The organism is Kitasatospora sp. NPDC058184 (assembly GCF_042883725.1).
In the GTDB taxonomy this organism is placed as follows: Bacteria; Actinomycetota; Actinomycetes; order Streptomycetales; family Streptomycetaceae; genus Kitasatospora.
Window position 1 is genome coordinate 233,120 of the sequence record NZ_JBHVVE010000007.1, and the last position, 24,611, is coordinate 257,730.

Annotated in this window: 17 protein-coding genes; 5 read left to right on the top strand and 12 right to left on the bottom strand. The window is 74.4% G+C overall.

The window, feature by feature from the left end:
- Window positions 1-10 precede the first annotated feature (10 nt).
- On the top strand, window positions 11-2,014 hold the full coding sequence (locus ACFVXH_RS16030; protein WP_387823938.1) for a hypothetical protein: 2,004 nt from the start codon (window positions 11-13) through the stop codon (window positions 2,012-2,014).
- Window positions 2,015-2,061: 47 nt separating this feature from the next.
- Here ACFVXH_RS16030 and ACFVXH_RS16035 read toward each other — a convergent pair whose 3' ends face one another.
- From ACFVXH_RS16035 to ACFVXH_RS16045, 3 genes are all read right to left on the bottom strand, one after another.
- Window positions 2,062-3,336, bottom strand: coding sequence for a sulfatase (locus ACFVXH_RS16035; RefSeq protein WP_387823941.1), 1,275 nt, complete (start codon window positions 3,334-3,336; stop codon window positions 2,062-2,064).
- Window positions 3,337-3,339: 3 nt separating this feature from the next.
- Window positions 3,340-4,368 carry a hydroxyacid dehydrogenase gene (locus ACFVXH_RS16040; protein ID WP_387823944.1) on the bottom strand — a complete coding sequence of 343 codons (1,029 nt, stop codon included), beginning with the start codon at window positions 4,366-4,368 and terminating at the stop codon, window positions 3,340-3,342.
- Between the two features lie 64 nt (window positions 4,369-4,432).
- Window positions 4,433-5,647: an ROK family transcriptional regulator gene (locus tag ACFVXH_RS16045; RefSeq protein WP_049656563.1), complete on the bottom strand. Its 1,215-nt coding sequence runs from the start codon at window positions 5,645-5,647 to the stop codon at window positions 4,433-4,435.
- Between the two features lie 154 nt (window positions 5,648-5,801).
- On the opposite strand from ACFVXH_RS16045, the gene ACFVXH_RS16050 reads away from it, so the two are divergent.
- Window positions 5,802-6,590, top strand: coding sequence for a sugar phosphate isomerase/epimerase family protein (locus ACFVXH_RS16050; protein WP_387824260.1), 789 nt, complete (start codon window positions 5,802-5,804; stop codon window positions 6,588-6,590).
- Window positions 6,591-6,670: 80 nt separating this feature from the next.
- Here ACFVXH_RS16050 and ACFVXH_RS16055 read toward each other — a convergent pair whose 3' ends face one another.
- The 7 genes from ACFVXH_RS16055 to ACFVXH_RS16085 all read right to left on the bottom strand — a co-directional run bounded on the left by ACFVXH_RS16055 (window position 6,671) and on the right by ACFVXH_RS16085 (window position 17,213).
- Complete coding sequence (locus tag ACFVXH_RS16055; protein ID WP_049650443.1) at window positions 6,671-7,372, bottom strand: aspartyl/asparaginyl beta-hydroxylase domain-containing protein; 702 nt, start codon at window positions 7,370-7,372, stop codon at window positions 6,671-6,673.
- 34 nt (window positions 7,373-7,406) lie between these two features.
- Window positions 7,407-8,633 (bottom strand): MFS transporter, encoded by a 1,227-nt coding sequence (locus ACFVXH_RS16060; protein WP_117486674.1) that lies wholly within the window; start codon window positions 8,631-8,633, stop codon window positions 7,407-7,409.
- Entirely contained in the window at window positions 8,618-9,886 is a 1,269-nt protein-coding gene (locus tag ACFVXH_RS16065; protein ID WP_387823949.1) for an ATP-grasp domain-containing protein, read from the bottom strand. Before ACFVXH_RS16065 ends, ACFVXH_RS16060 begins: the two co-directional genes overlap by 16 nt.
- Window positions 9,883-11,157, bottom strand: a complete 1,275-nt coding sequence (locus tag ACFVXH_RS16070; RefSeq protein ID WP_387823952.1) for an ATP-grasp domain-containing protein — start codon at window positions 11,155-11,157, stop codon at window positions 9,883-9,885. Before ACFVXH_RS16070 ends, ACFVXH_RS16065 begins: the two co-directional genes overlap by 4 nt.
- A gap of 97 nt (window positions 11,158-11,254) precedes the next feature.
- Complete coding sequence (locus tag ACFVXH_RS16075; RefSeq protein WP_049650439.1) at window positions 11,255-12,013, bottom strand: SDR family oxidoreductase; 759 nt, start codon at window positions 12,011-12,013, stop codon at window positions 11,255-11,257.
- A 29-nt stretch (window positions 12,014-12,042) separates the two neighbouring features.
- Window positions 12,043-16,347, bottom strand: coding sequence for an amino acid adenylation domain-containing protein (locus ACFVXH_RS16080; protein ID WP_387823955.1), 4,305 nt, complete (start codon window positions 16,345-16,347; stop codon window positions 12,043-12,045).
- Between the two features lie 56 nt (window positions 16,348-16,403).
- Window positions 16,404-17,213, bottom strand: a complete 810-nt coding sequence (locus ACFVXH_RS16085) for a 2OG-Fe(II) oxygenase (RefSeq protein WP_049650437.1) — start codon at window positions 17,211-17,213, stop codon at window positions 16,404-16,406.
- Between the two features lie 454 nt (window positions 17,214-17,667).
- Here ACFVXH_RS16085 and ACFVXH_RS16090 point away from each other — a divergent pair, with 454 nt between their 5' ends.
- The 3 genes from ACFVXH_RS16090 (at window position 17,668) to ACFVXH_RS16100 (ending at window position 21,300) form a co-directional block, all read left to right on the top strand.
- A complete protein-coding gene (locus ACFVXH_RS16090; RefSeq protein ID WP_387823958.1) occupies window positions 17,668-18,621 on the top strand; it encodes a Gfo/Idh/MocA family protein in 954 nt (317 codons plus the stop codon).
- A 225-nt stretch (window positions 18,622-18,846) separates the two neighbouring features.
- Window positions 18,847-20,715: an endonuclease/exonuclease/phosphatase family protein gene (locus tag ACFVXH_RS16095; RefSeq protein ID WP_375873637.1), complete on the top strand. Its 1,869-nt coding sequence runs from the start codon at window positions 18,847-18,849 to the stop codon at window positions 20,713-20,715.
- Window positions 20,716-20,790: 75 nt separating this feature from the next.
- A complete protein-coding gene (locus tag ACFVXH_RS16100; RefSeq protein ID WP_049650436.1) occupies window positions 20,791-21,300 on the top strand; it encodes a GNAT family N-acetyltransferase in 510 nt (169 codons plus the stop codon).
- Between the two features lie 56 nt (window positions 21,301-21,356).
- Here ACFVXH_RS16100 and ACFVXH_RS16105 read toward each other — a convergent pair whose 3' ends face one another.
- Both ACFVXH_RS16105 and ACFVXH_RS16110 read right to left on the bottom strand, forming a co-directional pair.
- Window positions 21,357-23,732: an ATP-binding cassette domain-containing protein gene (locus ACFVXH_RS16105; RefSeq protein ID WP_387823962.1), complete on the bottom strand. Its 2,376-nt coding sequence runs from the start codon at window positions 23,730-23,732 to the stop codon at window positions 21,357-21,359.
- Window positions 23,733-23,954: 222 nt separating this feature from the next.
- Window positions 23,955-24,368, bottom strand: a complete 414-nt coding sequence (locus tag ACFVXH_RS16110; RefSeq protein WP_387823965.1) for a VOC family protein — start codon at window positions 24,366-24,368, stop codon at window positions 23,955-23,957.
- Between the last annotated feature and the right edge of the window lie 243 nt (window positions 24,369-24,611).

Consider the following 24,611-nt stretch of genomic DNA (forward strand, 5'->3'; position numbering starts at 1 on the left):
CTGGAGCCCCATGCCTGCCGTGAACCCCTCCCGCCGCCAACTCCTGCTCGGCACCGGCGCGGTGGCCGCGCTCTCGGTGCTCGGCCCGCCCGCCGCCGTGGCGGCCCCCGCCGTACCCGGGGCCGAGGGACCGGAGGTGACCGGACTCGGCCCCGGGAACAGCGACTTCCCCCTGATGAGCGCCACACTGATCGACGACACCCTGTGGATCGGCTCGCGCAACCTCGCCCCCGCCCGGGTGATCGGCTACCACCTGCCGACCGGCCGGGTCACCGCCACCGTCGACCTGCCCACCGGCAACTTCGTCCAGGGCTCGGCCGCCCACGGCGGCGTGCTCCACCTCGGCGTCACCGACGCCCCGGGCGCGGCCAACCTCTACCGCTACGACGGCACGCTCACCGCGCTCGGCAGCGTCCCCGGCGCCGACGTGCGGGACGTGGCCGTCGCGCCCGACGGGACGGTCTACGCGACCGGACGGCAGAAGGGCCGGGCCGCCGGCCCCGGCCTGTACGCCTGGAGCCCGGCCACCGGCGCCGTCACCGAGGTCGCCTCCCCGGCGCCGAACGCCACCCAGGGCCGCGCCGTCGCGGCCACCGCGACCCACGCCTACCTCGGCGTCGGCAGCAACCTCGCGGGCGGCGGCGGGGCGACCCGGGCGAGCCTGTACGCCGTCGAGCGGGCCACCGGCGCCGTCACCGACATCACCCCGCCCGACCTGCGCGGCGACACGATCATCCGCCGGATCACCGTCCTCGGCGACGACCTGCTGGCGGTCTCCACCGAGGGCGCGCCCGCCCACGTGGCGCTGCTCGACCCGGCCGACCACCGGGTGCTGCGCTCCTTCGCCGTCCCCGGCACCAAGAGCGTCACCAACTTCCAGCGCCGGGGGGACACCCTCTGGTTCACCTCCACCGAGCACGGCGTGCTGTGGCGCCACGACCTCGCCACCGGCGCGCTCGACCAGCTCGCCGTGCCGGTGCCGGACGGCAACTCCTGGGGCCTCGGCCGGCTCGGCGACACCCTCGCGGGCGTCACCGAGGGCGGCACCGTCTGGACCCTCGACCTCGGCACCGGGGCCGTCGCCACCCGGGACCTGGTCGAGGCGGGCGCCCCCGCCGCCGCCCAGCTCGGCATGTCGGTCGCCGCCCGCGCCGGGCGGGTCTACGTCGGCGGCAACGGCTCGCTCGCCCTGCACGACCTGGCCGCCGGGACCGTCCGCAAGCTCCCGGTGCCGGGCGAGGCCAAGGACACCGTGGTCCTCGACGACGGCACCCTCTACCTGGGCGTCTACTCCTCGCAGGGCATCTGGCGCTACCGGCCGGGAAGCGACCCGGCACCCGTCAAGGAGGCCGCGCTGCCGCAGGAGCAGAACCGGCTGCAGGTGATCCGCCGGGACCCGGGCAGCGGCCTGCTGCTGCTCGGCGTCCAGGCCGACACCACCGGCGGCGGCTCCTTCGTCACCTACCGCCCGGGCAGCGGCCGGCCCACCGTGCACACCGACCCGCTCGGCCCCGAACAGCTGGTGCGCGCCGTCGCCGCCGGGCACGGCCAGGCCTTCCTCGGCGGCGACAACGCCCGGCCCACCGGCCCGCGCGGCGACCTGGCCGCCTGGGACCCGGTGGCCGGCCGCGAGCTGTGGCGCACCGCGACCGACCTCGGCGCGGGCGTCAGCAGCCTCGCCGTGCTCGGGAACACCCTGTACGGCCTGACCGTGAACGGCCGGGCGTTCACCGTCGACCTGTGCGGCTCGCGGCGGCCCGGGTTCGTGCCGGTGATCGGGCGGCGGGCCGACCTGGGGGCCGTCTCCGGCGCCAACCCGCGGCTGCTGGCGCTCGGCGGGGCCCTGTATGGGGTCAGCGAGCGCAGCCTGTTCCGGCTGGACCGCGACACCCTGGCTGCCACTGTGCTGGTCGGGCTGGACGCCGAGTGGTACAGCGGCGCCCGGCTGGCCGCGGACGAGCACGGCGTGCTCTACACGCTGCGCGGGCGCGAGCTGATCGCCGTCCGGCCGTAACGACCGCGAGGGGAGGGGCCGGCCCGGGTGGGCCGGCCCCTTTCGTGTCAGCGCGCGGCGTGCGGCACGAAGCGCGCGAACGGGTCGGCGACCTCCGCGCAGTGCCCGGCCAGCAGGCCCCGGAAGCGGTCGAGCAGCGCCGCGTGCCGGGCGTCGACCGCGAGGTTGACCAGCTCGCCGGGGTCGGCGGCGAGGTCGAAGAGCTGCTCCCGGTGGTCGCCCCAGGCGTAGCAGACGTACTTGTGGTGCCCGGCGCGGACCATCCGGCCCAGGGCGTTGTCGAAGCCGGGGATCTCCCAGCGGGTCTCGACCACCACGCTGTCGTGCGGCCGCGGCGCGCGGACGCTGCGGCCGGGCAGCCCGTCCGGCCCCTCGATCCCGGCCAGGTCGCAGAGCGTCGGGATGAGGTCCAGCCCGGCCGCGACCAGCCGCTCGTCGACCGCGCCGGCGGCCATCCCGGGGCCGGTGACCACCAGGGGCACCCGCACGCACTCCTCGTACAGGGCCCACTTCTGGTTCCAGCGGTGGGCGCCCGCGCCGTCGCCGTGGTCGGAGCTGAACACCACCACGGTCTCCCGGTCGCCGCCGCGCTCCGCCAGCGCGGCCAGCAGCAGGCCGATGTGCCGGTCCACCCGCTCCACCAGGGCGTAGTAGGCGTGCCGGTAGCGGCGCCAGTCGTCCTCCCGCCAGTGCTCCGTCGGGTGGGTGTGCGGCTGGGCCAGCCGGGCCAGCCGGGGCAGCGCCGGATCGTACGGCCCGACCGGGAAGTTGGCGGGCAGCGGCGGGAGTTCGGGGACGGGCGGCGCGGGCGGGAGCGGGCCGGTGCGCGGGTCCTGGCCGCGGGCCCACTCGCAGATGCCGTGCGGCTCCAGGAAGGAGGCGACCAGCAGGAACGGCCGCTCGCGCGGCGCGCGGACGAACCCGGCGGCGGCGCGGGCGAGTCCGGCGTCGTCCCCGCCCGCCGGGTGGATCCGGCGGAAGCCCCGGTCGGCGGGCAGGTCCAGCTCCGGCAGGTGCCACTTGCCGCCGTAGCCGCAGTCGTACCCGGCCTCGGTGAACAGGCGCCCGAGCAGCGGGTCCTCGGGGCCGCCGGTGTTGCCGGTGACGCCGACGGTGCTGGGCAGGCGGCCGGTCATCAGGCTGGCCCGGGAGGGGGTGCAGAGCGGCTGGGCGCAGTAGGCGTTGGGGTAGCGGGTGCCGGCGGCGGCCAGCGCGTCCATCGCGGGGGTGCGCAGGTACGGGTTCCCGGCGGCGCCCATCGCGTCGGCGGTCTGCTGGTCCGTCAGGATCAGGACGACGTCGGGGCTCTGTGGATCCGGCACGGGTCAGGCCATCCGTTCGTAGGTGTGCGGGTCGAGCGCCCGGCGCAGCGGGGCCCCGTCCAGCCAGCGCTCGAACTCGCCGACGACCAGGTCGCCGAGGCGGCGGCGCTCCAGCCCCCGGCTGCCCGCCAGGTGCGGGGTGACGACCACGTTGGGCAGGGTGAACAGCGGTGAGCCGGGCAGCGGCGGCTCGGGGTCGGTGACGTCCAGCACGGCGAAGAGGTCCGGGCGTTCGGCGAGGACGGCCAGCAGCGCGGGCTCGTCCAGGACGGCTCCGCGCGCGGTGTTGACGAGCGTGGCGCCGGGCTTCATCGAGGTCAGCAGCCGCCGGTCGACGAGGCCTCTGGTCGCCGGGAGCAGCGGGGTGTGCACGCTCACCACGTCGGCGGCGGCGAAGAGTTCGTCCAGGCCGACGGCGCGCACCCCGGGCGGCACCGGGGCGTACGGGTCGTGCGCGAGGACCTCGACGTCGTAGCCGCGCAGCATCTCGCAGACCAGGCGCCCGGCCGCGCCGAGCGACAGGACGCCGACCGTGGAGCCGTACCCGCCCGGGGTTCGGGCGGCCGGGACGGCGGCGCGGGCGGCCCGGGCGTCGAGGACGTGGCGCCAGCCGCCCTTGAGGGCGTAGACGATCTGGGCCACGGCGAACTCCGCGACCGGGACGGCGTTGGCGTGCGCGGCGGTGACGATCGGGACGCCCGCCGCCCAGAACGCCTCGCCGGCGATCCGGCGCACCGAGCCGGCCGCGTAGAGCACCAGCCGCAGGCGGGGGAGCCGGGCCAGGGTGGCGGCGTCCAGGACGGGCCCGCCCCAGCCGGTGAACAGTACCTCGACGGCCCGCAGCGCCTCCGGTGCGGCGGCGGCCAGCCGCTCGGCGCTCCACACCCCGTCGGGCGAGGCCGGGTCGGCCAGCACCTCGGCCCGGGCGGCGACCCGGGCGCGGGCCCGCGGGCCGTAGACGTCGGGGAAACGCTCCGGGTCCATCGCGAAGGCGGCGGTGGGCATCCGGTTCTCCTCGGGTCGCTGACGCACAAGGAGTTTCTATCACAGTGAGAAATAGTCGGGGGAGCCCGTAGAGCCGGCCGGGCCCCGGACCTCACCGGGTGATGAACGTCGCCCCGTCCGCGAGCCGGACCGCCGCCGCGGCCGCGCCGACCAGCTCGGTGGTGGTGCTGTGCACGACCACCAGGCGTGGCAGGACCGGCACCCGCCCCTGCAGCCGGCTCTCGATCGCGGCCGGCAGCTCGCCCCCGCTCTCCCAGAACAGCCGCCCGCCGAGGGCGATCAGCTCCGGCGCCAGCACCGTGCTCAGGTTGGCCACCAGCAGCGCCAGGTCGTCGGTGAGCTCGCCGATCAGCCGGACCGCCGCCGGGTCGCCCTCGCGCCCCAGCCGGAACAGCCCCGCCACCCGCTCGGCCGGGGTGCCGGAAACGGTCAGACCGGCCTCGGTGATCCGCCGGTCCACCGCGTGGTCGCCGATCCTCGCCTGGGTGTCGCCGGTCCGCCCGAGCGGCCGGTCCAGCGCCGCGTGCCCGGCCATCAGGTGGCCCAGCGCCCCGGCGGCGCCCAGCCGGCCGCGGTGCAGCCGGCCGTCCAGCACGATCCCGGCGCCGACCTCGATGCCCACCACGACGGCCGCCAGGTCGCCCACCCCGGCCGCGGCGGGCGACTCCCGTACGGCCAGCGCGACCAGGTTGACGTTGCTCTCGACCGCCACCGGGACGCCGTAGCGCTCCTGGAGCAGCACCCCCAGCCGCAGCCCGGGCCAGTCCAGCGCGGGCGCGAACTCGACCAGCCCGGTGCGGTCCCGGACCACCCCGGGCACGCCCACGACGAGGGCGCGGGGGGCGCCCGCGTGCCGCCCGGCCCAGTCCCGCAGGCCGTCCACCAGTGCGAGCAGCGGGCCGGTCAGCTCGTCGGCGGCGATCTCCCGCGGCCGGTCCGGGCCGGGGAACGCCCAGTGGTGCTCGGCCTCGTGCAGCACCGTGCCGTCCAGCGCGGCGACCACGCCGACGATCCGGCGCGGGCGCACCGCGATCGCCAGCACGGTCTGCGCGCGGGCGTTGTACCGGATCAGCTGCGGCGGCCGGCCGCCGCTGGACGGCGCCCGCTCCGTCTCCACCTCCACCAGCCCCTCGGCCCGCAGCACCTCCACCAGCCGGTGCACGGTCGCGGTGCTCAGCCCGCTCTCGGCGGCCAGCCGCTGCCGGGAGAGCGTGCCGTGCCGCCGCAGCACCTCCAGCAGGACGGTCTGGTTCACCTGGGCGACGGTCTGCGTCGTGGCGGTGGCGGGGGTACGGCTCGGGGGCATCGCGCGCTCCTCGGACCGGGCCGGGCCCGGACGGTCAGGACTTTGTCTCAGCTTGAATATATCCTTGGCCCGGCCCGCTCCGCCCTCCTCGCCCGCGCGGGTCGCCCCGCCCGCCCTGCCCTGCCCGGGGCGCCCGACGAACGACGGAGCCGCCGTGCCGCTCGCCCTCTCCACGCTCGGCCTCCCCGGGCTCCCGCTGGCCGGGGCCGCCCGGCTCGCCGCCGAGCACGGCTGGGACGGGCTCGAACTGCGCTGCGCCGAGGGCGAGTCCGTCCACCCGGCGATGACCCCGGGGGAGTGCCGCAGCGCTGCCCGCGTCCTGCGCGCCCACGGCCTCACCCCGCTCGCGCTCGCCTCCTACGTCGGCGTCGCCGCCCCCGGGCCGGACCGCCCGGTGACCGACGCGCTCCGCGCCCACCTGCGGCTCGCCGCCGACCTGGGCGCGGCCGGCCTGCGGGTCTTCCCGCGCGGCGGCGACGGCCCGCGCACCGAGGCCGACGACCGGGCCGTCCGGCGGCTCGCGGAGGTCGCGGAGGAGGCCCGGCGGCTGGGCGTGCGGGTGCTCGTCGAGACCCACGACTCCCACCGGGGCGGACGGGCGGTGGCCGGGCTGCTGGCCCGGGTCGCCCACCCGGCCGTCGGAGCCCTGTGGGACCTGATGCACACCCACCTGGCCGGCGAGACCCCGGCCGGGACCCACGCCGCGCTCGCCCCGTACCTCGGCCACGTCCAGGTCAAGGACATCGCCGGCCCGCACGACCGCACCCCGCTCCCGCTGGGCGCCGGCGTCCTGCCGATCGCCGACTGCCTGCGCCTGCTGCCGCCCGACACCTGGGTCTGCTGGGAGTACGAGGCGCCCTGGCACCCGGCCGCCGCCCCGCTGCCCCCGTTGCTCCCCTCGGGCGCGGCCTTCCTCGCGGCCCTGCACCACCCGTCGGGCTGAGCACCCCGCCCGCCGGGGCACACGGGTGCGGGGCGCCGGCCAGGCCGACGCCCCGCACCCGCGGCGCCGCCGCCGGCCGCTCAGCTGTGCATCACGTCGTACTTCGAGGCCTCGACGAACTGCGGGGCCCACTTCTGCTTCAGGCGCAGGCAGTACCGGTTGAGCAGATCGGCGAACGGCCCCATCGGGCGGCGGAAGTCGACGATCACGATGACCCTGGGCTCGTCGCTGTGGTTCTCCACCTCGTGCTCGAACGAGACGTCCAGGACCGTTCCCTCGCCCTCCCGCCAGGTGTAGTAGTCGCGGTCGAGCCTGATCCGCGGCGGGTTGTCCTTCGGGATCCGCAGGCCGAGGTGGTAGCGCAGCACACCGGCGTACGGGTCCCGGTGGGCCGGCAGGCCGACGCCCGGGTCCAGGATCGAGATGAACGCGTTGACCACGTTGGGCGTGGACATCGCGAAGTCGAGCAGCGCCGGGCAGTCCTTCCTGGCCAGCTCGTTGGGCCGGCCGTACATGTAGGCGTAGTAGAGGCGCCAGTCCTCCGAGACCTGGGCCGCGCGCACGGGGTCGAAGGTCCCGTAGGTCGGGATGCTCGTGCGGCTCAGGAGCGCGTCCACCTCCGCCCGGACGGCGGGGTAGACGGCCTCCAGGGCGCGTACCTCGGGAAAGACCGTGCGCGGGGGGATGATCCGCGGGCGGCCCTCGCCGCCCGCACCGCGCAGGAAGATCCAGTTGGTGACGGCCCGAAAACGCGGGTGGTTGACGCTGGGTGAGCCTTTCATCGTCCGCTCCCGATTCCGTGTGTCCTGAGACGTGTCATGAGTCGATGGCGATGGCTTGGTGGGGTGGCGGGGTGGTGAACCCGGCGATGTACCGGCCGGCTCCGAGCACCGCCACCAGGACGATCCAGCCCGCGACCGGCGCGGCGGTGACCAGGCCGGCGACGAGCAGTGGGCCGGCGGCGCCCTGGGTGGTCTCGCCGAGGACGCAGGCGCTCTGGTAGAAGCCGTGCTCGTCGGCCGCCGCGAGCACGGCGGACAGGCCCCACTCGCCCGCGGCCTCCAGCAGTTCGCCGCCGGTCAGCGCGATCGTGGCCGCGACGAGCAGGACGACCTGCCAGCCGGTCGGCGCGAACCGGACCAGGCCGAGCAGCAGGCAGCAACCCGCGGTCCACACCGCGGAGTTCCGGAAGCAGCGCAGCGCTCCCTCGCGCGTCGCCGCGCGCCTGCTCACGGCCAGCTGACCGCCCACGGCGATCAGCGAGTTGAGCATCACCAGCCAGCCCAGCACGGACACCGGCACCGAGGCGTGCCGGGTGACCCAGAGCGGCAGCACGGTGCTGAGCAGCGTCGTGTGGACCGTCAGGATCCCCGTCGCCGCGGCCAGTGCGCCGCCGGTGCGCAGACTCCGCGCGCCGACCACCCCCGGTGCGCGGACGGAGGGGGAGCCGCGCCGGCCGGCGCCGAGCGAGGTGGTGGCGAAGCACGCCGCCATGACGAGGTAGCCGCCGCCGATCAGCAGGTAGGCGGTCTCGTAGGCGGACGGCGAACGGGAGGCCAGCAGCCGTACGGAGCACAGCGCGCCGAGGGCGAACCCGATGTTGGTGACGGTGCGCGCCCAGGCGAGCGCCTTGACGCTGTCGCCTCCGGCGCCGGCCAGCATCGCGCGGCGGACCACGTTGCCCGCGCTGTCGAAGCCCCCGGCCACGCAGAGCACGAGCAGCAGGGCCCACGGTGTGTGGACCCGGGCCGAGAGCGGGACCAGCAGCGCCGCGCAGACGGCGGCGACGCTGCCGACGGCGCGGCCCCGGCCCCGGTCGACGAGCAGGCCGGTCGGGACCGCCACCGCCGCCGAGGCCGCCCCCCAGAGCGTCAGGCCGGCCGTCGCGAGCAGCGGCGTCAGCCCGACGATCTGCAGCAGGTAGACCATCACGGTGGCGAGGAAGGCCCCCTTGCCGACGGACAGCACGAGGGTGGCCGAGAGCAGCGCACCGGTCCGCTCGGGCGGCCTGACCCGGGCCGCCGCCGCTACGCGGGCGAGCACAGCCCGCCCCGGGAGGCCTGCCAGGTACGGGCCGTGCCGTCCGGCTGCCCGAAGGTGAACCGCAGCGGGGCCAGGCAGCGGTCCAGGGCCCGGAGCATCGCCGCGTGGTCCGCCGCGCCGCCGCGCAGGAAGTCCAGCCGCATCGTCATCACGCTCGGTTCGAGCTCGCTGCCCACCGGCACCCGGGTGACGTAGTCGACGAGGCCCGGCTCCCGCTCGGCCTCCCGCACCCCGTCCACCCGGCGAAGCGCGCCGCCGGCCAGCGGCGGCAGGTTCCAGTACTGGAAGGCGACGTCCCCGGGGGCGGGTGCCGACGGTTCGACCGGCTGTCCGCAGGCCACCGCGATGCCCAGCTCCAGCAGGTCCAGGCCGGTGGTCCGCCGGTGCAGGTCGGCGATGAAGGCGCCGAGCCGCCCGTTGACCTCGATGATCCGCGGGCCCCGCGCGGTGAGCTTGATCTCGGTGTGCACCAGTCCCCGCCGGATGCCGAGGGCGCGGGCCGCCTCGGTGGCCAGCCGGGCCACCTCGCCGCTCTCGGCGGGGGACAGCTGGGAGGGGAAGAACTGGCCCTGCTCGCGGAACGGGTCGAGCAGCGGGAACTTGCCGGTGATGCCGAGCGTGTGGACCGCGTCGTCGGCGACGAGCGACTCCACGGACACGTAGTCGCCGAAGTCGCCCTCGTCCCGGCCGCGCAGGTACTCCTCGACCACGAACGGGCGCTCGGCGGTGGGCGTCAGGTCCGCGGGGTAGCCCTCGGCGTCCGCCACCAGGTGGGTGTCGCGGCTGCTGTGGCTGTGGACCGGCTTGACGACCACCGGACCGGCCAGTTCCCGTACCGCCGCCAGGGCCTCCTCCCGGCTCGTCACCGGGATCGACCGGACGGCGTCCACACCGGCCCGCGCCAGCCGTCCGCGCTGCGCCCGCTTGTCGGTGAGCACGGTGACCGTCTCGGCCTCGTGGAACAGCAGCCCCAGCCCGTCGCCGAGCCGCGCGGTCAGCGGGACCAGCGGCTCGCTGAACGTGGTGATGCCGCAGGGCCGGTGGGGACGCAGCAGGGCCAGCGCCGGCTCCGGCGCGTCGGGCTCGCACTCGACGACCGGCCCGAACCCCTCGTACGCCGCCCGCTCCGGCGCCCCCAGGGCGCCGGCGACGGCCACGAAGACCGGGCGGAGGCCGCGGGCCCGGACCGCCGCGGCGATGGCGGCGGGGCCGACGGCCGCGCCCGGGACGACAGCGACGACGACGGTGCTCATCTCTCACCTGACTCTGTGTCGGACAACCGGTAGACCTGGTCCTTGAGCTCCTCGATGCGCCGGTGGTCGCGGTGGATCGCGTCCGCGGTCCCGGCGCACTGGAAGATCCTGAGCGTGCTGGAGTAGAGGTCGACGGTCGGCCGGATCCGGTCCCCGGGCCCGAGCTTCAGGTTCAGGCCGAACACGCTCTCCAGCCCGGCGATCCGCCGCACCGCACGCTCGTCGACGCTCTCGACCACGCCCGACAGCGTGGTGGAGGTCGTGCAGCAGACGGCCTCCTCGAACTTGTGGTAGCTGCGGCCCGCGTACTCGGCGGCGAACCGTTCGGGCCGCAGGTACGCGAGCGCGCTGAGCGTCGCCTGGTTGGCGCCGGTGCAGCGGTCGTGGAACCCGGGGTGCATGTTCCCGGCGATCCGCGAGCCGACCTCCACCAGCGCCGGCCCGTCGGCGGTGACGATCACCTCGGCGTGGCTCGGCCCGTGGCGGACCCCCAGCGCGGCGAGCGCCCGGTCCACGTAGTCGGTCAGCTCGGCCGCCGGCGGCTCGGCCGGCGACAGCAGGCGCTCGCGGTCGTAGATGTTGCGGCCCGAGGGCAGCAGGCGCTTCTGGTACTCCCACACGCCGCACACGTAGCGCCGGCCCTCGTGGGAGACCATGTCGACGACGTACTCCGTCCCCTCCAGGTAGGACTGGACGAGCGCCTCGCGGTTGGGCGAGCCGTAGATCGTCTCGGTGTCCAGGACGGCCTTCGCCGCGGACCGCACCTGCTCGGCGTCGGCGCAGACGACGACCCCGTCGCCGGCGGCGGAGTCGAGCGGTTTGACGACCACCGGATAGCGCCCGGCGCGCTGCGCCCAGTCCACCAGGGCCTGCGGGTCGCCGCTCTTGAACTGGTCGGCGCAGTGCAGGCCGGCGGCGTGGAGCACCTCGATCATCCGGTACTTGTTCCGGCGGGCCTCGGAGAGCTCCGTCCCGTTGGTCGCCAGGCCCAGCCGCTCCGACAGCCGGTCCGCGAGCAGCACGCCCGGCTCCTGTCCGGCGAGCACGCACACCGGTGCGTACCGTGCCAGCTCCGCCACCGTCCGGTCGAGGTCCTCGTGGACGATGTTCGCCCGGTAGACGGTCAGGTCCGGGGCGGGCATGGAGGGCATCAGCCCGGGGGTGCTCTGGACGTGCACCAGGTCCGCACCCAGGGCGGTGAACTCCGGTGGCAGGTAGCCGCCGGAGGTGTAGGCGTCGACCAGTACGGCGACCGGCCTGAGCTGTGACAACGTTCCTCCTCGTCATGTCGGTCGGACGGAGCCCGCCGGGCGGACGGCCTCAGCGCGGAAGCCTCCGCGGCGTGCTCCTCCGGGTGGTGCGGGGCACTCAGACCTTCTGACGGGTGGGGCGGAGCCGGATGTCGTCGAGGTGCACGTGGGTCGGGCGGCCGACCGCGAACTCGACGACCGACGCGACGTCCTCCGGGGTCAGCAGCGGCCCGCTCTCGGCGGCGACCGCCTCGAACCACGCGCTGTCGTAGCCGGCGGCGTCCTGGAAGCCCGAGCGGACGAAACCGGGCTCGATCAGGGTCACCCGGACGTTGTGGGCGCAGACCTCCTGGCGCAGCGCCTCGACCAGCGAGTGGACGGCGAACTTGGTCGACCCGTACACCGGGTTCGCGGCCGAGACCTGCCGTCCGACGGTCGAGCCGATGACCACGATGTCGCGGACCCGCCGCCCCCCGTCCAGCTCCGCCTGCCGCACGAACTCGGCCGCGGCGTCCCGGAGCTGGTGGAGGACGGCGAGGACGTTGACCTCGATCAGCCGCTCCCAGCGGGTGGGGTCCGAGCCGAGCACGGTGCCCGGCAGGCCGTGGCCGGCGCAGGCGACGAAGATGCTCGCCGCCTCCCACTCCGCCGCGGCCGCGGCCAGCAGCTCCCGCGCGTGCCCGGGCGTCGTCACGTCGCCCGGGAAGGGCCGGACCGCCCCCGGGGCCTGGTCCGACTCGGCCGCCAGGTCGGCGAGCCTCCTGCCGTCGCGGCCGGTGGCCAGCACCCGCACGCCCTGCCGGGCGAAGCGCGCGGCGATCGCGCGCCCGATTCCGGAGGAGGCCCCGGTGACCACGGCGACCCGCTTCTCGTCCATGTCTGTTCCCTGTCTGTCGTCCATGTCGGTTACCTGGTGCCCGCGGAGGGGAGTTCGCCCTGCTGCCCGAGGCCGGTGAAGAAGGCGTGCAGCCAGGAGCCCGTCACCTCGGGGAACTCCACCCCCAGCCGGGCCAGCAGCCGCCGGGTGCGGGTGTGGTCGTACCGCACGTTGCGGTCCGGTCGGCCGGCCCAGAAGTGCGCGAGCGAGAGCTGCTCCCCGCCGTCGCCGAGGTAGCGGCCGAACAGCTCCGCGAAGCCTTCCGCCCCGTCCTCGGCCAGGGCGTACCCCTGGTCGCGCAGGACCGTGAAGAGCCGCTCGTAGGACACCTCGTGGTGGGTGTCGAGGTGGAAGGTGCCGCCCCGCACCCGCGCGCTGCGCGAGATCTCCAGGATGCCCCGCGCCACCACGTCCACCGGGCTCAGGGCGAGGGTCAGGGCGCCGACCCGGGGCACCCGGCCGATCCGCACCGACGCCCGCAGCAGCTGGACCAGCCGGTTGTCGCCGCCGTTGCGCTGGAAGCGGCCGGACACCGAGTGGCCGCTGACGTTGCCGGAGCGGTAGACGAACGCGTTGCCGCCCTGGGTGGCGAAGCCCTGCACGAGGCGCTCGGCGTCGTACTTGCTGCGCTCGTACTCGTTGAGGAACTCCTGGCCGATGTCCAGGCTGTCCTCCGAGAAGACGGCCGGCTCGCCCGGCGCGCCGCCGCCGCAGACCGCGAGCGTCGAGACGTAGTGCAGGTCCTTGGGCCGGCCGGTGGTCGCCAGCCGGATCATCGCCCGCACCGGCGCGGTGTTCTGCCGGTCGAAGGACTCGCGGTCGCCGAACAGCCTGGTGTCGGCGGCCAGGTGGTAGAGCGCCTCCGCCTCGTGGCACAGCCGTCGGTAGTCCGGCTCGGCGAGGCCGAAGTCCGGCTCGGCGAGGTCGCCGGCCAGCACGGTGAGCCGGTCGGCGTACCGGTCGAGGCGACCGTCCGGGACGTACCAGGCGTAGGCGTCCGCCAGGCGCTCGGCGGGTGTCCGGCCCTCCTTCGCGCGCACCAGGCAGACCACCTTCGACCGGGTGCGGGTCAGCAGGAGGTCGAGCAGGTGCGCGCCGATGAAACCGGTCGCGCCGGTGAGCAGGACGGTGCCGTACGCGCGGACGGACCCGGCTGGCGGCTCGCACTCCAGGGCACCCGGCACCTGGGCGAGGAGCCCGGTGCTCGAACCCGACTCCAGCACGAACCGGCCGTCGGCGGGCGGGAGCCCCGCGCCGCGCAGCAGGTGGTCGCGGGTGGCGCGGGCCAGGTCGAGCATCCGCTCGGGGTCGTGGCGCGCGGGCGTGTAGGACAGGTCGGCCACCAGCTGCCCGTCGTGGACGCGCGCCGTGAGCTTGAGGCCGTAGCCGCGGTCGTTCTCCGGGCCGCGGACCGGCCCCACCGGGTGGCGCGAGGGCCGCAGGTGCAGGTCGTCGCCGAAGGGCAGGGCGAACGGGCCGAGGTAGTTGAAGCAGACGTCGGCCCGCTGCGGCTGCTCGTGCAGGCCGTAGGCGACCCCGAGGGCGGGCACCTCGGCCAGGGCCGCCGCCGCGGACTTGCCGGTGGCGGCGAGGTCCCCGGCGACGGTGCGCACGCTGACGGGGAACGTCGAGGTGAACCAGCCCACCACGCGGGAGACTTCGAGCGTCTCGTCGAAGCAGATCCGGCCGTGGCTCTCCACGTCCGCGACGAGTTCGTCCGTGCCGAGCTGCTCGGTGAGCGCCTGGGCGAAGGCGCCCAGCAGTGCCGCGTGGGCGGGGATGCCGGAGCGGGCCGCGGCCTCGGTCAGGGCGGCGCTCTGCGCGCGCGAGAGCCGGAACCAGAGGGCCTGGGCGTCGCCCTCGCGGTTGTCGCCGGGGGCGCCGGGCCGTGGCGCGACGGCGGGCAGCCGGGCCAGGGAGTCGAAGTGCGCGAGGTCCCCGCGCAGTTGCGCGGTCCGGTCGCGCAGGTGGGTGGCCCACTGGCCGAAGCCGGTCGGGCCGGGGGCGGTGGTGGGCTCGCCGCCGCGCAGCCGCTCGCTGTAGCAGCGGCTGAGGTCGCTGACGACGATGCGCCAGGAGACCGCGTCGATCGCCAGGTGGTGGCAGATCAGCAGCAGTTCGGCCCGGCCGTCGCCGAGGAAGAGGTGCACCTTGAAGAGGTTGCCGTCCGCGATGCGGATCTCCCGCTGGAGGGCGGCCGCGACGTCCCGGACGGTCCGGGCGGCCGGGCCGTCCTCCTCGGGCAGCCGGGACCAGCTGAACGCGTCGGCGGGATCGACGAGTTCGCGCCGCCGGCCGTCGGCTCCCGGGCGGAACGCGGTGCGCAGCATGGGGTGCAGGCCCACCACGTCGGCGACCGCGGCGGCCAGCTCGGCCGGCCGCGGCGTGCTGTCGGTCTCCAGCAGCAGGGCCTGGTTCCACTGGTCGGGCTGGGCGAACTCCTGCCGGAAGAACCAGGTCTGGGCGGGGGAGAGCGCACGGTCGTCCGCGACGACCCGGGCGGCGGACGCGCGGCCGTGGTCGTCGCCCCCGCGGTCCTCCCGCAGCCGGGTGGCCAGGGCGGCCGCCGTCGGCTCGGCGAGGAAGGCCGCGGCCGACACCCGGTAGCCCTTGGCCTGGAGGTCCGCGATGACCTGGATGGCGTCGATCGAGCTGCCGCCGGCCTGGTCGAAGTCCTGGTCGACCGCGAAGTCGCCGTGGCCCAGGTGCCGTTGCCAGGAGGCGAGGACGTCGGCGAGCACCGGGTCGCCGTCGTCGGCGGCGGGGTCGGACGGGCGGGGCGTGCGCTCGGCGAGCCGTGCTTCGAGCAGCTCCCGGAGGGCGGCCTGGTCGGTCTTCCCGTTGGCGTTGCGCGGGAAGGCGTCGAAGGCCTCGATCCGGTCGGGGACCATGTGCGCGGGCAGCAGCTCCCGCAACTCCCGTCGCAGCGTAGCCGGTTGGACCGCCGGACGGCCGTCGGCGGCCGGCACCACGGCGGCGACCAGCATCGCCCGGTCCCTGGTGAGCAGGACGGCCACCGCGTCGGCGACCGCCGGGTGCCGGCGCAGGCCCGCCTCGACGTGGCCGAGTTCGATCCGGTACCCGCTGACCTTGACCTGCCGGTCGCCCCGGCCGAGGAACTCCAGCACGCCCCGGGAGTCGGCGCGCACCCGGTCGCCGGTGCGGTAGGCGCGTCCGAGGGCCGGGTCGAGCCGCGCGAGGTCGTCCGTGAAAGCCGCCGCGGTGGCCTGCGGGTCGTCCCGGTAGCCGAGCGCCACCGACGGGCCGGCGATGTACAACTCGCCGACCGCGTCCCGGTCGTGGAAGGTCCCGTCGTCGGCGCGGACGAGGAGCCGGGTGCGGCCCAGCGGGGTGCCGATGGGTACGGAGGTGCCGTCGAGGGCGTCGAGGTCGCTCGCGGCGGTCAGCCGGTGCGCGGCGACGCCCACCGTCGCCTCGGTGGGCCCGTAGTGGTTGACGAGGTTCCGGGTGACACCGGATTCGAGGATCCGGCGGGCCAGCGGCAGCGCGAGCAACTCCCCGCCGAGCAGCAGGAAGCGCAGCCCGGGCCGGGTCGTCCCGTCCTGCCCGAAGGCCCGGAAGACCACGCTCCAGTGCGAGGGGGTGGTCTTCAGGACGTCCACCCGGTGGTCCTGGAGGTAGCGCAGGAGCGCCGCCGGGTCGCGCCGGGTGGCGTCGTCCACCAGGTGCAGCGTGCCGCCGGTCCACAGCGGGAGGAACAGGCAGGTGTTGCCGAGATCCGCGGCGAGCGTGGTGACGTGCGCGTAGGAGAGCGGTTCGGTGATGTCGAGCCGCTGGAGCAGGGACTCGGTGTAGTGCCGGATGTTGGCGTGCGAGACCTGTACGCCCTTGGGCACCCCGGTGGAGCCCGAGGTGTAGAGCACGTAGGCCGTGTCGTCGTCGGCGGGCCCGGGTGCCGCGGGCCCGCCGGCGGGGGCCGGCGGGGGCACGAGGCCGCCGCCGGCCTCGTGCCCGTCCGCCACCCGCAGTCCGGACCGGCGCAGCTCGCCGTGGTGGCGCGGCTCGGCGAGCACGAGGTCGGGGGCGGCGAGGGCGAGCCGGTTCGCCCCCTCGGCGACCGGCTCGGTGGGCTCGACGAGGGTGAAGGCCGCGCCGGCGCCGAGGACCGCCAGCTGGGCGACCACGGCGTCGGCCGTGCGGTCGAGATGGATGCCGACCAGACAGCCGCGACCGATGCCCGACGCCCGCAACAGGTCCGTCAGACGGTCCGCCCTGGAGGCGAGTCGGGCGTAGGTCAGACGTTCCCGACCCACGACGACGGCCGTTCGATGCGGGTGGGTTCGCGCGTGTGCGCGAACGAGCGCCGGGAGCATGCCGAAGTCCTCTCTGCGTGTCGACGGTCGATTCGAAGGCTGTGGCGGGAGCGGCGTCAGCTCCAGTAGACGAGCGGTTCCTTCGGGCCCTTGGTGGCGATGAACGCGGCCGCGCCGACCCGGTGTTCGTCCTCGCCGCTGGTCACCGCGTGCAGCATCCGGGGGCTGAAGATGATCAGGTCGCCGGCCTCGGGGTGGATCACGTGGACCGGGGGCTCCACGGAGTCGGGCTGCAGGCCCTCGACGTCGAGGATCGTCGCGGTCTCCTCCGGGGTCGGCTCGCGCAGCCAGAGGTGCAGGTCGCCGCCCTTCTTCGGGACCTGGAGGTAGACGTTGGCGACCAACTGGTTGAGCACGCCCGCGATTTCGGGGGCGTCGGTCTCCTGGTCGATCGCGTCGTTGTGCGGGTAGAACTTCGAGGTCGAGGGCTGGAAGACGCGGAAGGCGCCGACGAAGCAGGCCCGCTCGCGCAGCCGCAGCAGGTTGGCGCCGGCCGGCCACAGTTCCTGCAGCTCCAGGCGCACCCGGTCGATCGGCGAGAGGTACGGGTGGAACATCGAGCGGACGTCCTCGATGGCCGGCAGGGCGCTGTCGTGGTACTGCTTCGTCAGCTCGGCGTCCCACTTGGTGTCGATGTGCGGCATGTACACCCGTCCGACACTGCTGGTGTACTGCTTGTGGTAGTGCCCGAGCGCCTGGTGGTTGATCGCCTTCTGGGCGACCTGCTCGGCGATCTCGACGGGGTAGTAGCCGCGTACGTGGATCGCGCCGATCTCGCGCTCGGCCAGCTGGAGCAGGGTCCGGGCGGTGAGTTCGGTGGCGATCTCGTTCGTTGCCGACCTGACGACGTGCGCGGTGGCGGTCATGAGCGTGCTCCTGGGAAAGCGACGGGACAGGACTGTGCGCGCGCCTCCGGCGTTCAGCGGGGCGTTGGTGCGGTGGAGGCGTCGGAGGGGCCGCCGGCGGTGCCGTGACGCGTGAGCGGCACGGCGGACACGTCCGGCGGGGGTCTCGGCCGCGAGGACGCGTGGAGCGGCACGAGGAGTGGAACGGGCGGTCGGCCGCGGGGGCGTTCGGAGCCCTGCTTTCCGCCGCGTCCCTCCGTTCCGTGACACCGGGCCCCCGGTGTCAGCGCTCGATCACCGTACCCCAGACAATGTGACAGTACAATGTCATGTTGTCCGAAGGGGCTGTGATCAGCCACTGGTGACGGATGGTCAGCAGTTCACGGACGGGACCGGACGGCGGGCGGTGGCGTGCCCGGGCCGGCCGGTGCGTAAGGTGGGTCCGCCGATGATCGTCCGCATGCCGGGAGGCCTCATGACCAGCACGCCAGCCGCCGACGCCCCGCTCCCGGTCGGGGTGATCGGCCTCGGCGACATCGCCCAGAAGGCCTACCTGCCGGTGCTCACCGCGCTGCCCGGGCTCGACCTGCGGCTGATGACCCGGGACGCGGCCAAGCTCGACCGGCTCGGCGAGACCCACCGGATCGCCCCCGAGCGCCGCTTCACCGACCTCGGCGCGCTGATCGGCAGCGGCATCCGCGCCGCCTTCGTGCACGCCGCCACCGACCAGCACGTCCCGATCGTCGAGCAGCTGCTCACCGCCGGGGTGGACGTCTACGTCGACAAGCCGCTCGACTACACCCTGGACGGCGCCCGCCGCCTGGTCGACCTCGCCGACCGCACCGGCCGCTCGCTGATGGTCGGCTTCAACCGCCGCTACGCGCCCGGCTACGCCCAGGCCAAGGAGCGCCCGCGCGACCTGATCGTGCTCCAGAAGAACCGCGAGGGCCTGGCCGAGGCGGCCCGCACCCTGGTGTTCGACGACTTCATCCACGTCGTGGACGTGCTGCGGTTCCTGGCCCCCGGCGAGATCGAGCACGTGGACGTCCGCGCCCGCACCCGGGACGGGCTGGTCGAGCACGTGGTGCTCACCCTCGGAGGCGAGGGCTTCACCGCCCTCGGCATCATGAACCGGGTCTCCGGCTCCACCGAGGAGGTGCTGGAGGTCTCCGGCGGCGACTCCAAGCGCGAGGTGCACAACCTGGCCGAGGTGGTCGACCACCGCGGCCAGCCGACCGTCCGCCGCCGCGGCGACTGGGTGCCGGTGGCCCGTCAGCGCGGCATCGAGCAGTGCGTGCTCGCCTTCCTGGCGGCCGTCCGCGCCGGGCACACCCTGGACGCCCACGACGCGCTGCGCACCCACGAGCTGTGCGAGCTGGTCGTGGAGCGGATCGAGGCTTCCTGGGAGTCCGCTGGGAGCGGGCTGTGAGAAACCCGGGCTGAGCGGCCGTCACGTCACCTGCGGGGAACCGTCCGTTCACCGTCGGGGTCTTGTCGGGGCATTTTCTACGCGCGTATCTTGAGGGGCGCCGCGGGGGGCGGGAGACCGTCCTCCGCTTCTTCGCCACGCGAGCAGCGCGCGCCCGACGCGCGCCTCCGCCCGGACCGCCGTGCCACGACCGTGCCGCACGACGGAGCTAGGAGCCCTGCCCCGGTGACCACCGCCCCCGCCTCCCGCCCCCGCAGAACCCTGCTGCGCGCCGCCCTGATCCCGGCCACGCTGGCCGCCTCGCTGGTGCTCGTCCCGCTGCCGGTGGCGAACGCCGCCGCGCCCGCGACCCCGGCCCCGACCGAGGCCGGCCCGCTGCGGATCCACGACATCCAGGGCAGCACCCGGATATCCCCGCAGGCCGGCAAGCCCGTCACCGGAGTGCCCGGCATCGTCACCGGCGTGCGCGCGTACGGCAGCGTCAAGGGCTTCTGGCTCCAGGACCCGAACCCCGACGCCGACCCGGCCACCAGCGAGGGCATCTTCGTCTACACCGGCGGCAACCCGACCGTGCAGGTCGGCGACTCGGTGCTGGTGAGCGGCAAGGTCACCGAGTACTACCCGAACTACAGCGGCGGCTCGCAGTCCATCACCGAGATCACCGCCCCCGGCATCACCGTCCTGTCGGCCGGCAACCCGCTGCCCGCCCCGGTGGTCGTGGACACCCGCAACATCCCCGGCACCTACGCCCCGCCGGCCGGCCCGGACGGCTCCATCGACGGCGGCACGCTCCAGCCGGAGAAGTACACCCTCGACTTCTACGAGTCGCTGGAGGGCATGCTCGTCCAGGTCAAGGACGTCCGGGTGGTGCAGGCGACCGACAAGTACAACGAGCTGTGGGTCGCCGCCGACAAGCAGGACCAGCGCAGCAAGCGCGGCGGCCTGCTGTACGAGTCGTACAAGGAGCCCAACGTCGGCCGGCTGATGATCCAGCAGCAGGCCCCGGTGAACCAGCGGCCGTTCCCGGTCGCCAACGTCGGCGACGAGCTGACCGGCACCACCACCGGCCCGCTGGACTACAACAACTTCGGCGGCTACACCCTGGTCGCCGGCACCATGGGCACCCTGAAGGACAACCACCTCCAGCGCGAGGTCACCGCCCAGGCCGGCGACCGCGAACTCACCCTCGCCACCTACAACGTGGAGAACCTGGCCCCGGGCAACCCGGACGCCAAGTTCGCCGAGCTGGCCCAGGGCGTCGTCACCAACCTGCGCTCGCCCGACATCGTCGCCCTGGAGGAGATCCAGGACAACAACGGCAACAAGAACGACGGCACGGTGGACGCGAGCCAGACCGTCGCCAAGTTCATCGCCGCGATCAAGGCGGCCGGCGGCCCGGCCTACGACTGGCGCTCGGTCGACCCGCAGGACGGCAAGGACGGCGGCGAGCCCGGCGGCAACATCCGCCAGGTCTTCCTGTTCAACCCGCAGCGGGTGTCCTTCACCGACATCCCCGGCGGCAGCGCCACCACCGCCGTCGGCGTGACCGGCACCGGCGCGGGCACCGCGCTGACCGCCTCGCCCGGCCGGATCGAGCCGAACGACGAGGCCTGGACCAACAGCCGCAAGCCGCTGGTCGGCCAGTTCTCCTTCCGCGGCAAGAAGGTCTTCGTCATCGCCAACCACTTCAACAGCAAGGGCGGCGACCAGGGCATCGACAGCCGCTTCCAGCAGCCGACCCGCAGCTCCGAGGTGCAGCGGATCAAGCAGGCCACCGTCGAGCAGTCCTTCGTCGCCAAGCTGCTGGCCGCCGACAAGGAGGCCAAGGTCGTCTCCCTCGGCGACTTCAACGACTACCAGTTCTCGCCCGCGCTCGCCGCGCTCACCAAGGACGGCGTGCTGCGCGACCTGGTGAACGAGCTGCCGGAGACCGAGCAGTACTCGTACGTCTACCAGGGCAACTCGCAGGTGCTGGACCACATCCTGGTCAGCCCCGAGGTCGGCTACGCCAAGTACGACGTGGTGCACATCAACGCCGAGTTCGCCCAGCAGGCCAGCGACCACGACCCGCAGGTGGTCCGCATCAAGCCGTAGTCCGGGCACCGGTTACGCTGCCTCCGCCGCCGGTGATCACCGGCGGCGGAGGCAGCGCCGTGTGACGGGGAGACGATGGACCACCGGATCGAGCGGATCGGACGCGAGGACTGGCAGCGCCTGCGGAAGGTACGGCTGGCCCAACTCCTCGACACGCCCCTGGCGTTCGGCGAGACCCACGAGTACGCGAGCCACCAGGGCGAGGGCAACTGGCGGGCCCGCTGCAACTGGGTCAACGAGCCCGACAAGCTCGGCCTGGTCGCGGTGGACGCCACGGGGGAGTGGGTCGCCACCATGCTGTCCGTCCCGAACCGGGAGCAGCCCGGCGCGCTCGACCTGATCGGCGTCTGGGTGGACCCGGCGCACCGCGGCCGCGGGCACGGCGTCGCCGACGCCCTGCTGGACGCGGTGCTCGCCTGGGCGCGGGTCCGCGGCGCCGGGCGGATGCTGCTCGGGGTGCACGAGGCAAACCCCCGCGCCGCCGCCTTCTACCTGCGGCGCGGGTTCGTCCACACCGGCGGGTCCACGCCGTACGTGCTGGACCCCTCGGCGCGGATCCTGGAGATGGCCCTCCCGCTGGACTGACCGGCCCGGCGGGAGGGCCCCGGCTCCGCGTGGGCGCGGCCCGGAGCCGGTACGGCTCAGCCCAGGTACCGGGCCAGCGCCTCGCCGGTCAGCGTGGACCGGGCGGCGACCAGCTCGGCCGGGGTGCCCTCGAAGACCACCCGACCGCCGTCGTGGCCGGCACCCGGCCCGAGGTCGATGATCCAGTCGGCGTGCGCCATCACCGCCGGGTGGTGCTCGATCACGATGACCGACTTGCCGGACTCGACCAGCCGGTCCAGCAGCCCCAGCAGCTGCTCGACGTCGGCCAGGTGCAGGCCGGTGGTCGGCTCGTCCAGCACGTAGACGCCGCCCTTGTCCGCCATGTGGGTGGCCAGCTTGAGCCGCTGCCGCTCGCCGCCGGAGAGCGTGGTCAGCGGCTGGCCGAGGCTCAGGTAGCCGAGCCCGACGTCGGCCAGCCGCTCCAGGATCCGGTGCGCGGCCGGGAGCTTCGCCTCGCCCGAGCCGAAGAACTCCTCCGCCTCGGTCACCGACATCGCCAGCACCTCGGCGATGTCCCGCCCGCCCAGGTGGTACTCCAGCACCGCCGGCTGGTAGCGCTTGCCCTCGCAGTCCTCGCAGGTGGTGGCCACCCCGGCCATCATCGCCAGGTCGGTGTAGACCACCCCGGCGCCGTTGCAGGTCGGGCAGGCGCCCTCGGAGTTGGCGCTGAACAGGGCCGGCTTCACGCCGTTGGCCTTGGCGAAGGCCTTGCGGACGGGTTCGAGCAGCCCGGTGTAGGTGGCCGGGTTGCTGCGCCGGGAGCCCTTGATCGCCCCCTGGTCGACCGAGACCACGCCCTCGTCGACCGGGATCGAGCCGTGGATCAGCGAGCTCTTGCCGGAGCCCGCCACCCCGGTCACCACCGTGAGCACCCCGAGCGGGACGTCCACGTCCACGTCCCGCAGGTTGTGGGTGCTCGCGCCGCGGATCTCCAGCGCGCCGGTGGGCTTCCGTACGGCCTCGCGCAGCGCCGTCCGGTCGGACAGGTGGCGGCCGGTCACCGTGCCGCCGGCGCGCAGCCCCGCCACGTCGCCCTCGTAGCAGACCGTGCCGCCGGCCGCACCGGCCCCCGGACCGAGGTCGACCACATGGTCGGCGATCGCGATGGTCTGCGGCTTGTGCTCCACCACCAGCACCGTGTTGCCCTTGTCCCGCAGGCGCAGCAGCAGCCGGTTCATCCGGTCGATGTCGTGCGGGTGCAGGCCGGTGGTGGGCTCGTCGAAGACGTACGTGGTGTCGGTGAGCGAGGAGCCGAGGTGGCGGATCATCTTGACCCGCTGCGCCTCGCCGCCGGACAGCGTGCCGGAGGGGCGGTCCAGCGAGAGGTAGCCGAGGCCGATCTCCACGAAGGAGTCGAGGGCCTGCCGGAGCGTGCCGAGCAGCGGCGCCACCGAGGGCTCGTCGAGGTCGCGGACCCAGTCGGCGAGGTCGCTGATCTGCATCGCGCAGGCGTCGGCGATGCTGATCCCGGCGATCTTCGAGGACCGGGCCGCCGCGCTGAGCCGGGTGCCCTCGCAGTCGGGGCAGGCGGTGAAGGTCACGGCCCGCTCCACGAAGGCCCGAATGTGCGGCTGCAGCGCCTCCTTGTCCTTGGAGAGCATCGACTTCTGGATCTTGGGGATCAGGCCCTCGTAGGTGAGGTTGACGCCGTTGACCTTGACCTTGGTCGGCTCCCGGTACAGGAAGTCCTGCATCTCCTTCTTGGTGAACTTCCGGATCGGCTTGTCCGGGTCGAGGAAGCCCGAGTTGGCGTAGACGCCGACCGTCCACCAGCTGTCGGTCTTCCAGCCGGGGATGGTGAACGCGCCCTCGGAGATCGACTTGCTGTCGTCGTACAGCTGGCTGAGGTCGATGTCCGAGACGCTGCCGCGGCCCTCGCAGCGCGGGCACATGCCGCCGGTGATGCTGAAGCTGCGCCGCTCCTTGACCGTCTTGCCGCCGCGCTCGACGGTGACGGCGCCGGCGCCGCTGATCGACGGGACGTTGAAGGAGAAGGCCTTGGGGGAGCCGATGTGCGGGGTGCCGAGGCGGCTGAACAGGATGCGCAGCATCGCGTTGGCGTCGGTGGCGGTGCCGACGGTGGAGCGCGGGTCGGCGCCCATCCGCTGCTGGTCGACGATGATCGCGGTGGTCAGGCCCTCGAGGACGTCCACCTCGGGCCGGGCCAGGGTGGGCATGAAGCCCTGGACGAAGGCGCTGTAGGTCTCGTTGATCAGCCGCTGGGACTCGGCGGCGACGGTGTCGAAGACCAGCGAGCTCTTGCCCGAGCCGGACACCCCGGTGAACACCGTCAGCCGGCGCTTGGGGATGTCGATGCTGACGTCCTTGAGGTTGTTCTCGCGCGCGCCGTGTACGCGGATCAGGTCGTGGCTGTCGGCGACGTGCGGCTGCGCGTCCGTCCGCTTGGGCATCGTTCTCTTCGCTCCCTGGCTCTCGGCGGTCTCTCGGGGGTCTCTCTGAGGCCTCTCCGGGGGAGGGGCCGGAGGGCCCGCCCCGCGGCCGCCGTCGGTGTGCTCGAACCCTTCGATCCAACCATCGATCCGGCCGGGATCGAACGGCTTTCGGGTGCGGCCGACGGCGGGGAGGGACGGGCCCGGCGCCCTCGGACCGGGCTTGTCCCGGCCCAGCCCGGCTCAGCTGAGCTCGTTGAAGCGGACCATGGTGCCCGCCGGGTCGCGGAACGCGCAGTCGCGGACGCCGTACGGCTGCCTGGTCGGCTCCTGGACGAGCTCGGCGCCGCCGGACTTCAGCCGGTCGAAGACGCCGTCCAGGTCGTGGGTGCCCAGGACGACCCGGGCGTAGGTGCCCTTGGCCATCATCTCGGTGATGGTCCGCTGCTCCTCCTCGGTGCGGCCCGGGTCGGCGGAGGCCGGCTCCAGCACCAGGGAGACGTCCGGCTGGCCGACCGGGCCGACGGTGATCCAGCGCATCGGGCCGCCGCCGACGTCGCTGCGCACCTCGAAGCCGAGCAGGTCGCGGTAGAAGGCGAGGGAGGCCTCGGGGTCGGTGTGCGGGAGGAAGGTCCAGTGAATGGTGAGGTCGCTCATGACTGCAACGCTAGGCGCGCACCCCGGCCGCGCGCTTCTCGAATCCTGATCGCTTCCCGTCCCTCCCCGCGTCCCTCCCCGCGTCCCTCCCCGCGGCGCTCCTCGGGGAGGAACGACCGTGCCGGCCGCCTCGGGGGAGACGGCCGGCGCGGGTCGGAGCACGGTTCCTAGCAGTCGGGGATGGTCGTGCCGTTGTTGTCCTTGGCCGTGTCGTTGCCCCAGCGGGAGAGGTAGAACGCGGAC

What these genes read in the sequence shown, in the direction of transcription:
- ACFVXH_RS16090 (WP_387823958.1), top strand. Translation starts at nt 17,668, where the DNA reads ATGACCAGCACGCCAGCCGCCGACGCCCCGCTCCCGGTCGGGGTGATC.
- ACFVXH_RS16075 (WP_049650439.1), bottom strand. Translation starts at nt 12,013, where the DNA reads ATGGACGAGAAGCGGGTCGCCGTGGTCACCGGGGCCTCCTCCGGAATC.
- ACFVXH_RS16100 (WP_049650436.1), top strand. Translation starts at nt 20,791, where the DNA reads ATGGACCACCGGATCGAGCGGATCGGACGCGAGGACTGGCAGCGCCTG.
- ACFVXH_RS16030 (WP_387823938.1), top strand. Translation starts at nt 11, where the DNA reads ATGCCTGCCGTGAACCCCTCCCGCCGCCAACTCCTGCTCGGCACCGGC.
- ACFVXH_RS16055 (WP_049650443.1), bottom strand. Translation starts at nt 7,372, where the DNA reads ATGAAAGGCTCACCCAGCGTCAACCACCCGCGTTTTCGGGCCGTCACC.
- ACFVXH_RS16045 (WP_049656563.1), bottom strand. Translation starts at nt 5,647, where the DNA reads ATGCCCCCGAGCCGTACCCCCGCCACCGCCACGACGCAGACCGTCGCC.
- ACFVXH_RS16080 (WP_387823955.1), bottom strand. Translation starts at nt 16,347, where the DNA reads ATGCTCCCGGCGCTCGTTCGCGCACACGCGCGAACCCACCCGCATCGA.
- ACFVXH_RS16105 (WP_387823962.1), bottom strand. Translation starts at nt 23,732, where the DNA reads ATGCCCAAGCGGACGGACGCGCAGCCGCACGTCGCCGACAGCCACGAC.
- ACFVXH_RS16110 (WP_387823965.1), bottom strand. Translation starts at nt 24,368, where the DNA reads ATGAGCGACCTCACCATTCACTGGACCTTCCTCCCGCACACCGACCCC.
- ACFVXH_RS16085 (WP_049650437.1), bottom strand. Translation starts at nt 17,213, where the DNA reads ATGACCGCCACCGCGCACGTCGTCAGGTCGGCAACGAACGAGATCGCC.
- ACFVXH_RS16065 (WP_387823949.1), bottom strand. Translation starts at nt 9,886, where the DNA reads ATGAGCACCGTCGTCGTCGCTGTCGTCCCGGGCGCGGCCGTCGGCCCC.